General features: G+C 71.6%; 5 protein-coding genes and 1 pseudogene. 1 reads left to right on the top strand and 5 read right to left on the bottom strand.

All coding sequences use genetic code 11. The features are described from left to right. The 4 genes and pseudogenes from VF697_RS24405 to VF697_RS24420 all read right to left on the bottom strand — a co-directional run. A pseudogene (locus VF697_RS24405) lies at positions 1-2456 on the bottom strand (hypothetical protein); the annotation flags it as partial. Positions 2457-2738: 282 nt separating this feature from the next. Beyond that, on the bottom strand, positions 2739-4106 hold the full coding sequence (locus VF697_RS24410; RefSeq protein WP_331098942.1) for a peptidase MA family metallohydrolase: 1368 nt from the start codon (positions 4104-4106) through the stop codon (positions 2739-2741). Positions 4107-4166: 60 nt separating this feature from the next. Further along, positions 4167-5381 (bottom strand): threonine ammonia-lyase, encoded by a 1215-nt coding sequence (gene ilvA, locus VF697_RS24415; RefSeq protein WP_331098944.1) that lies wholly within the window; start codon positions 5379-5381, stop codon positions 4167-4169. Between the two features lie 85 nt (positions 5382-5466). Beyond that, a complete protein-coding gene (locus VF697_RS24420; protein WP_331098946.1) occupies positions 5467-6696 on the bottom strand; it encodes a Glu/Leu/Phe/Val family dehydrogenase in 1230 nt (409 codons plus the stop codon). 92 nt (positions 6697-6788) lie between these two features. On the opposite strand from VF697_RS24420, the gene VF697_RS24425 reads away from it, so the two are divergent. Beyond that, on the top strand, positions 6789-7292 hold the full coding sequence (locus tag VF697_RS24425; protein ID WP_331098948.1) for a helix-turn-helix domain-containing protein: 504 nt from the start codon (positions 6789-6791) through the stop codon (positions 7290-7292). A gap of 7 nt (positions 7293-7299) precedes the next feature. Here the strand turns inward: VF697_RS24425 and VF697_RS24430 are convergent. Then, positions 7300-8996, bottom strand: a 1697-nt coding sequence (locus VF697_RS24430) for a serine/threonine protein kinase (protein ID WP_331098950.1), incomplete at its 5' end; no start/stop codon positions are given.

The following is an 8996-nucleotide window of genomic DNA, read 5'->3' on the forward strand; positions in this document are numbered from 1 at the left end:
GTAGCCCACTCGGGCTGAGCCTCGGCAACAGGCTGCTCCTCGGCGGGAGTGGCCCACTCAGCTTGAGCCTCGAGAACAGGCTGCTCCTCAACCGGAGTGCTCCACTCGGGCTGGGCCTCGAGAACGGGCTGCTCCTCGACCGGAGTGCTCCACTCGGGCTGGGCCTCGGCGGGAGGGGCCCACTCGGCTTGAGCCTCGGCAACAGGCTGCTCCTCGGCAGTCGCGGACCACTCGGGCTGGGCCTCGAGGACGGGCTGCTCGACGGGCTGCTCCTCGGCGGGCGCGGACCACTCGCCCTGGACCTCGATCGCGGACTGCTCCTCGGCGGGCGCGGACCACTCGGACTGGGCCTCGAGGACGGGCTGCTCCTCGGCCGGGGTCGCCCACTCGGGCTGGGCCTCGGCGACAGGCTCCTCGGTGGCGGGCTCGGTGGAGGTCCACTCCGCCTGGACCTCGATGGGCGCCGACTCCTCGGCCGACGCGCTCCACTCGGGCTGGGCCTCGATGGAGGGCAGCTCGCCCTCCGCGCTCAGGCCGTCGCCATACGCCGTGGTGTTCTCGGGCGCTTCCTCCGGGGCGGTCGTCTCCGCCGCGAGCTCCTCGCTCTCCGGCTGGTGACCCCAGGTGGCACTGGCGGAGGCGAACTCCGGAGTGCTCATGTACTCCGCGGCGCTCTCGAGCTGGAGGCCCTCGCTGGAGCCCTCGTTTCCGCTCCAGCTCGCGCTGGCATCTGACGTCTCGAGCGGGATGGGCTCGGAGGACACGGACATCCCGGTCTCATCGGCATGACCCAGGAACTCGGTCGTGCTGACGAGCGGCACGGGCTCGCCCGGATCCCCGGCGAGGTCGAACGGCTGCTCGCCCGAGGACACGATCTCGTTCCTGCCCCAGGCCAGGGTGTTGTGCTCGGACTGCAAGGCCCCGGGCTCGTACGTGTCGGCGATCTCGACCGTATCCGCATGGAGATCGGGCGCGACCTGCACCGGGTTGAGCTCCAGCGTGGTCACGTGCGACGCGACCGCGAAGGCCGGGGCGGGCATCGGCTCCACCTCGGCACCGAGGTCGGCCACGTCGAAGGTGGGCTCCTCCGCGGCGGGCATGGCGGGGCTCGCCTCGAGCGTTGCCGTCTCGGCGTCGGTCTGCCACGGCATGTCCAGCGTGGGGACGGGCTCCGCCTCGGGCGTGGCCTCGAGGTCGGAGACGTCGAACGTGGGCGTCTCGTCGACGGCCGCGGTCTCCTCCAGGGGAGGCAGGGGCCGAGCGGAAGGCGCCGTGACATCCATCTCGAGCAGGGAGACATCACCTGTCGGGTACGCGGGGATCGCGTACGACGCGGTGATCTCCATCCGGTTCTGCTCGAGCAAGGCGAGGTCCGAGGACTCGGCGTCGGCGTGCGGCGGGGTCGCGGCGGAGCCCGACTCCTGGTCCACCGCGAGCGGCGCGGAGTCCCACTCGGTGGAGACCGGGGCCGAGGGCTCCTCGGCGAGCACCGGCTCGGGCGCGAGCTGCTCCTCGACAGCGCCCTCGAGCAGCTGGATGTCGGTGGGCTGTACCTCGATGGTCCGGACCGGGATGAGGGGCTCTTCCGCCACGGGCGGCGCGGACGCGGGAGCGGGAGCGGTCAGGTCGGAGTTGAGCGAGGAGAAGTCGTCCTCGCCCAGCTCGATGGGAGACGAGGGCTCCGGCTCGGGCGAGGCCTCGAGCGTCGGCAGCTCCTCCGCGGCCTGTGCGGAAGCGGGCTCCTCCCAGCCGGTCATGTCGACGGACTCGGGCTCCTCGAGCCGCTCGGGAATCGGCGTGGCCTCGCTGACGGGCGTGACGTCGGTGTCGGAGACCTCGAAGACGTCCTCGGCGGCGGGCTGGGCCTCGAACTCGGGCTGGGCCTCGAGTTCGGGCTCGGCCTCGAGCTCGGGCAGGGCGTCGACAGGCGCGGCGGGCTCTGGCGTGGACTCCGACCAGGGAGCGGAGGTTCTCAGCGCGGGGACGTCGAGGTTCTCGCTCTCGAGGCTGATCCGGGCGGGCTCCTGCGCCGGCTGCGACACGTCCTCGGCCGTCTGCGGGTAGGCCGGATATGGCTGCTGCTCGGCATCGACGGCCGCGTAGGCCTGCTGCGGATCGGCGTAGGGCTGACCCTGCGTGGCCACGTAGGCCTGGTTGGGATCGTAGGGCTGGTTGGGGTCGTAGCCGCCCTGAGCGGGGTAGGTGTACCACTGGCGATCGGCGCCGTAGTAGCCCTGGGGCTGCTGCGCATAGGCCTGGTTGGGGTCGTAGCCGCCCTGAGCGGGGTAGGCGTACCACTGGCCATCGGCGCCGTAGTAGCCCTGGGGCTGCTGCGCATAGGCCTGATTGGGATCGTACCCCTGCGGGTCGTAGCCGGACTGAGAATAGTCAGCGGGGTAGGCGTACCACTGGCCATCGGCGCCGTAGTAGCCCTGAGGCTGCTGCGCGGGGTCCATGGCCGCGGCTGGTTCCTGCGTGGGCGCACCCTGGGCACCCAGGAGCCCCTGTAGCTCGCTCCAACGAGCTTCCTCCGCGGGGGAAAGGATTCCCCGCGTCCGCTTCTCATCCAGGAAGCGAAACTCCCTCATCGCCGCACGCGTGTCGGACATCCGTCACCTCGCTGCGGACCCGAGTCCGGGGCTCGCGTCGCAGCGCCTAAACGAAAAAAATTTCCGGTCGCGAGTCTAAGAGACTCGGGAGGAGGGGTAAACTTCGCGGTCGGGGAATCCGCTTGCCCGTTACCTCCGCGAGAGGGCAGCCGTGACGGCTTCTTCTAGCTGCGAGAGGCTGCGGCCGTAGCGCTGCTGGAGGGCCTCCTCGAAGGGGGTGCCCTGGCCTACCTCGCGGATGAGGCCGAGCAGCCGTTCAGGCCCTCCGTCGCGCAGCAGCTCTCGGACGGCGACGGCCGAGGTGCCGTAGGCCATGCCGGGGTCGCTCTGCTGGATGAGGGCCTGGCCGGCCATCGCGGAGAGGGGGGGGAGGCTGCCGGCCTGGGCAGCGGCGCGCATGCGAGCGCCCAGCGCCTGGGGCGGCTTGTCGCTGCCGAGGTAGCGCCACTCCACGTACTCGGCGAGGCCCTCGTTGAGCCAGATGGGGACCTGCTGGCCGCCGGAGGCGAGGTTGACGAGGTCATCCACCACGGAGTGGACGTACTCGTGGACGAGGGTGGCCTTGGTCTGCTGGGTGAGCTCGGCGGCGTCGTTGATGCGGATGGCGCCATCCGAGTAGAGCCCGGCCACCATGCGCGCGAGGGCCGAGCCCTGGTGGGTGCGGAACTCCTCGCGGGTGTAGAGGATGACGTCCACGGGCGCCTCGCGCGCCTCGCCGAGCACCTGGCGCGTGTGGACATAGGCCTCGTCGAGCGCGGAGACGATGCGGCCCTCGTACTCGGCGCGCTGGCCGAAGTCGCGCGCGTTGTTGAAGTACTTCACGACGAAGCGGCCATTGGCGCGGGTGCGCATGCCGTCGGCGCTCACGCCGGACTCATAGGAGAGGCCGGAGGAGGCGGAGGCGTGCTCGACGGAGCCCTTGCCCTTGTCCTCGGTCTCGCCGGTGAAGCGCCGCTCGATGGCGCGGGCCTGGGCGCGGGCCTGGGTCTCCTCGGAGGACTGGCTGCGGGCCTTCTGCATCAGCGCCCTGGCCTTGGAGGCCTGGGGCGAGCGCGGTGGCACCTGGCCGAGCACGGCGAGCGCGCCCTGCGGATCCTTGTCCTCCAGCAGGATCCGGCCCAGCTCCAGCCCGAAGTGGCCGTCCTTGGGGAAGTGCTCCAGGCCCAGGCGCAGGGCCTCCTCGGCGGAGCCGCGCTGGTCCGTGGCGAGCGCGGTGCGGGCGAGGCAGCGCAGACCGCCGGCCGTCTCCTCGAAGGCCACGGCGCGCTCGCCGAGCGAGTACGCCATCACCGCGTCGGAGCCGGCGAGGGCCTCACAGCCCTTGAGGAGGGAGGCGGCGATGGTGCGGCGCTGAGGGGCCTCGTAGCCCTTGGGGTCCGCGGAGGAGTAGGCGAGGTAGAGGTCCTCCCACGCGCGCTGGGCGGCGAGCTTCTGGGCCTGCGCGGGCGGAGGGGGCGGGTTGGCGGAGAGCAGGGCGGCGAGGATCAGGGCGCGCATGGGGTGCAGTATCGCCGAGCCGGTGCCCCGGCGCGAAGTGGCCCCGCCGCTGAATCCCGCTCAGGTCTCTTCCGCGACCTGCCAGCCATTCTGGGACAGGCTGCCGATCAGCTCCTGGATGTGGCCGCGCCCGCGCGTCTCCAGCGTCACCTCGACGGCCACCTCGCCCAGGCCCGCCTTGGAGAAGGCGCGGTTGTGGTAGATCTCCACGATGTTGGCGCCCTGCTGGGCGACCTCCGCCGTGAGCCGCGCGAGCATCCCCGGCCGATCCGGCATGCGCACCACCAGCCGCACCAGTCGCCCGTCCTTCACCAGGCCACGCTCGATGATGCGGCTGACGAGGTTGACGTCGATGTTGCCGCCCGAGATGAGCATCACCACCTTGCGGCCGCGCGCCGAGGGAATCTTCCCGTTGAGCAGCGCCGCCAGGCCCACCGCGCCCGCGCCCTCCACCACCGACTTCTCGCGCTCGAGCAGCAGGAGGATGGCGTTGGCGAGCTCCTCCTCGTCCACCGTGACGATGTCGTCCACGTAGCGGCGGATCATCTCGAAGGTGTAGTCGCCGGGGCGCTTCACCGAGATGCCGTCCGCGATGGTGGTGCCCGCCGGCAGCTCCACCAGCTTGCCCGCGTCCACCGAGGCCTTCATGCTCGCGATGGCCGCGGCCTGCACGCCGATGACCTTGATGCGCGGGTTGGTCTCCTTGAGCGCGCATGCCACGCCGGAGATGAGTCCGCCACCGCCGATGGGCACCACCACCATGTCCATGTACGGAATCTGCTCGAGCAGCTCCAGGCCGATGGTGCCCTGGCCGGCGACGATGAGCGGATCATTGAAGGGGTGGACGAAGACGCGGTTGTCCCGGTCCTGGATGCGCAGGGCCTCGGCGTAGGCCTCGTCGAAGTTGGCGCCGTGCAGCACCACCCGCGCGCCGTAGGAGCGCGTGCGCGTCACCTTGATGAGCGGGGTGCGCTCGGGCATGACGATGGTGGTGTTCACCCCCTGGCGACCCGCGTGGTAGGCGAGCCCCTGCGCGTGGTTGCCCGCCGAGGCGGCGATGACACCGCGGGCGCGCTCGTCCGGCGTGAGGGTGAGCAGCTTGTTGAGGGCCCCGCGCTCCTTGAAGGCCCCCGTGCGCTGCAGGTTCTCCAGCTTGCAGTACAGCGCCGAGACGTCGGTGAGCTCCTTGAACTGCTCGGACTTCGGGCAGGGCGAGCGGTAGACGGCTTCTCCGATGCGCTGCTGGGCGTCTTCGATTTGCTGGAGCGTGACCATGGGCTTGTGTCGCGCCTGATAACCGATGCGGTGCCCAGGCGAAAGGGGAGGGGGCCTCGGGCAGAAGGCTGCCTGACTGCTCGTCTCAGATACCGCGCAGCACGGTGGCCTTGCCCACGCGGCCGATCGCCAGGATGAATGCCGCGGTGCGCAACGTCACCTTGCGCGAGCGGGCGATCTGCGCCACCCGGTCGTAGGCCTCCTTCATCGTCTTCTCCAGCTCGGCGTTGACCCGCTCCTCCTCCCACGAGAGGTGCTGGAGGTTCTGCACCCACTCGTAGTAGCTGACGGTCACACCGCCCGCGTTGGCGAGGATGTCCGGCACCACCAGCACGCCGCGCTTCTCGAGGATCTCATCGGCCTCGGGGTCGGTGGGGCCGTTGGCGCCCTCGATGATGAGCCGGGCACGCACCGCGTTGGCGGTGGTGCGGTTGAGCGCATGGCCGAGCGCGGCGGGGATGAGCACGTCGCAGTCGACGGCCAGCACGTCCTCGCTCTTGCAGGCCTGGCCGCCGCCAAAGCCGGTGACGGTGCCGGTGCGCTTGACGTGCTCGAAGAGGCCGGGGACATCCAGGCCCTGCGGGTTGAACACGCCGCCGTACACGTCCGCGACGGCCACCACCACGCCCCCGTCCTGCCACAGCAGCTGCGCGGTGTGGCTGCCCACGTTGCCAAAGCCCTGGATGGCGAAGCGCGTGCCCTTCATGGGCATGCCCGTGTCCCGGAGGATCTCGCGGGTGATGTAGAGCAGCCCGCGCCCGGTGGCCGAGTCACGCCCCTTGGTGCCGTACAGCTCCGGCGGCTTGCCGGTGACGACGGCCGGCGAGTGCCCGTGGTAGCGCGAGTACTGGTCCATGATCCACGCCATCACCTGGGGGTTGGTGTTGATGTCGGGCGCGGCGATGTCGCGGGTGGGACCGATGACGTCTTGAATCTGGTCCACGTACTTGCGGGTGAGGCGCTCCATCTCCTTGAAGCTCAGCTGGGTGGGGTCCACCGCGACGCCGCCCTTGGCGCCGCCGTAGGGCAGGTTCACCACGGCCGTCTTCCACGTCATCAGCGAGGCGAGCGCCACGCACTCGTCCTGGGAGATGGTGGGGTGGTAGCGCAGGCCGCCCTTCATGGGGCCGCGGCTGTTGTCGTGCTGGATGCGGTAGCCGTGGAAGGTGCGGATCTCCCCGCTGTCGAGCTCGATGGAGACCTGGACCTTCACCTCGCGCAGGGGCGTGGCGAGCAGCGTCTCGATGCGCTCACCCACGTCCATGATGCGCGCGGCCTTGCGGAAGTAGTAGTGAATCCCTTCGACAGCTTGCATGGCCGGGGTGCTCTCCTGGGGCGTCCCTCGCGCGGGGGGACCTGCGACGGCGCGAGACCTTAACAGATGGGGTGCGCTAACATGGGTTGGCCATGCGCTCCAGTTCCCCGTCAGCCCAGGATGCGAGCGGGCACCTCCAGGGGCTCGCGCGCCGCATCCGCACCCTGCGTGAGCGGCGGGGGTTGACCCAGGAGGACTTCGCCGCCCGCTGTGGCATCTCGGTGAGCTTCGCCTCGCTCCTGGAGCGGGGCGAGCGCAGCCCCAGCTACGAGACGCTCGTCCAGGTGGCTGCGGCGCTGGGCGTGCCCCTGGCGGAGCTCTTCCGGGTGGAGGAGGACGAGGCGGCGGGGGCACACCGGCTGGTGGAGCTCGTGCGCTCGCGTGGGCTGTCCCGGGCCGAGGTGGATCGGCTGCTGGCGGTGGCCGAGGCAATGTTCGGCCAGCGGGAGCCCGGGCAGGCGGCGCCCCTGGAAGAGGCTCCCCGCTGCAAGGAGCCGGACTGTGGCAGGCCGGTGCTGGCCAAGGAGCTGTGCGTGGCGCACTACCACCGGGCCCGGCGGGCGAAGACGCCTCCCTCGCCCGCTGGGAGCCAGTAGGGAGCGCCTACCCGTTCCAGATGGCGGCCACCCGGGCGCGCACCTGACGCCGGCCCTCGGCGAAGCCAGGGAGCGCACGCAGGGGCGCGAGCGCGGGGCAGCGGTCGGTCCACTCCAGGTCGATCAGCGCCGTCTCGGCCGCGCGCAGGAAGTACTCCAGGGCCTTCTCCGGGTGCCCGGTGAGGCCGAGCTGCTCGGTGGCGAGCTGGCGCATCAGCGAGGCGAACCGGGGATTGAGCGGCCTCGAAAGCAAGGCATCCAGGGGAGCGACCGAGGCCAGCGGGTCCACCTCGCCGAGCACCGCGGCGGCATAGCGGACGCCATTCTGGGCCCCAGCGGTCGTCTCGTCCTCCAGCGCGCGCTTGCACTGCCGCACGCCGTCCAGGTCCCCCGTCCAGGCGGAGACGCGCAGGCGGATCATCAGCGCTGGAATCCGATAGGCGGTGAACTTGTCGAGCCGCTCGCTGGCCTGGCGGTAGTCCTCCATGCGGCCGTGCAGGGCGCTGCAGCGGGCGAGCTCGAAGAGGCTCAGCCCCAGCCTGGGGTCGAGCTCGAAGGCCCGCCGCAGGAGGACGAGGCCATCGTCGGCCCGCCCGGCCTCGCACTGGAGGCTGCCGAGGAACTGCATGGCCACGGGGAAGGTGGGAGCGGCCTCGAGCGCGGCCCGCGCGGCGAGCACGGCCCCGCGCCAGTCCCCTTCCTGCCCGGCGAGGATGGCCCGGGCGAGCTGGGCCTCGGCGAGCTGGGGGGCCCGCTGCAGGACGCGGGCGACGCTGGCGCGGGCCACCGCCTCCCAGTCGCGACTCGGGTCCGACGCGCCGGCGAACCACATCCTCAGGCTGAAGAGGGCATGGAGCGCCATGGCGGGGTGGAAGTCCGGCGCGAGCTCGAGGCACTGCTCCAACCAGCCCAGCGCGATGTCCGAGGCGAAGCCGGGGGTGTAGCCCTGGACGAAGGCCTGGCGGTACAGCGACAGGGCCTCCGGTGGGAGCAGCTCCCGGTGAGCGGCGAGCCGCAGCTCGATGCGCAGCGACTCGGTGACGCGCTGGCCCAGCCGATCCTGCAGCTCGAAGGTGTCCGGGGAGGAGTCCTCGAAGCGGCCGCTCCACAGCTGGGTGCCGTGGGCCGTGTCCACGAGGCGGATGGACAGCCGCACCAGGGGACTCGCGCTCTGCACCACGCCATCGACGAGGAAGCCCACGCCCAGCTCCTGGCCCACGGCGCGCGGCTCCCGCTCGTTGCGGAAGCGGGCGGTGGTGCCGCTGCTGGGCACACGCACCCCGCGCGTACGCGACAGCACGTCGATGAGCGAGTCGGTGAGCGCCTCGCCCAGATACGCCTGCTCCGGAGGGCCCTGGAAGCGCAGCGGGAGGACGGCCACACCCTGCTCGCTGGTGACGGTGGTGGTGAGCCCGGCGGCGGTGCGCGAGACGGTGGGGGCCCCCAGGCTCGCGGGCGGAGGGGACAGGGCGGGCTTCGTCGTGAGGGCCGGGCTCGTGGGGGCCGGCTCGCCGGTGGACTCCAGCCACGCGCGCAGGGACAGGGCGAGCTGCGTGGCGCTCGCGGGGCGCTCCTCGGGTTCACGGGCGAGGCAGTGCAGCACCCGCTCGGCGAGCGCGTCCGGCACGGCGAGCTTCGCGCGCGGGTCCGGCGGAGGCTGGCGCAGGCGAGCGAAGGCGACGGCGAGCGGCGAGTCACCGGAGA

Origin of the sequence: Archangium sp. (assembly GCF_036388035.1) — a bacterium.
Lineage (GTDB): Bacteria > Myxococcota > Myxococcia > Myxococcales > Myxococcaceae > Archangium.

Bases quoted from the DNA above. Each gene is read 5' to 3' on its own strand.
- VF697_RS24410 (WP_331098942.1), bottom strand. From the start codon at position 4,106: ATGCGCGCCCTGATCCTCGCCGCCCTGCTCTCCGCCAACCCGCCCCCT.
- ilvA (WP_331098944.1), bottom strand. From the start codon at position 5,381: ATGGTCACGCTCCAGCAAATCGAAGACGCCCAGCAGCGCATCGGAGAA.
- VF697_RS24420 (WP_331098946.1), bottom strand. From the start codon at position 6,696: ATGCAAGCTGTCGAAGGGATTCACTACTACTTCCGCAAGGCCGCGCGC.
- VF697_RS24425 (WP_331098948.1), top strand. From the start codon at position 6,789: ATGCGCTCCAGTTCCCCGTCAGCCCAGGATGCGAGCGGGCACCTCCAG.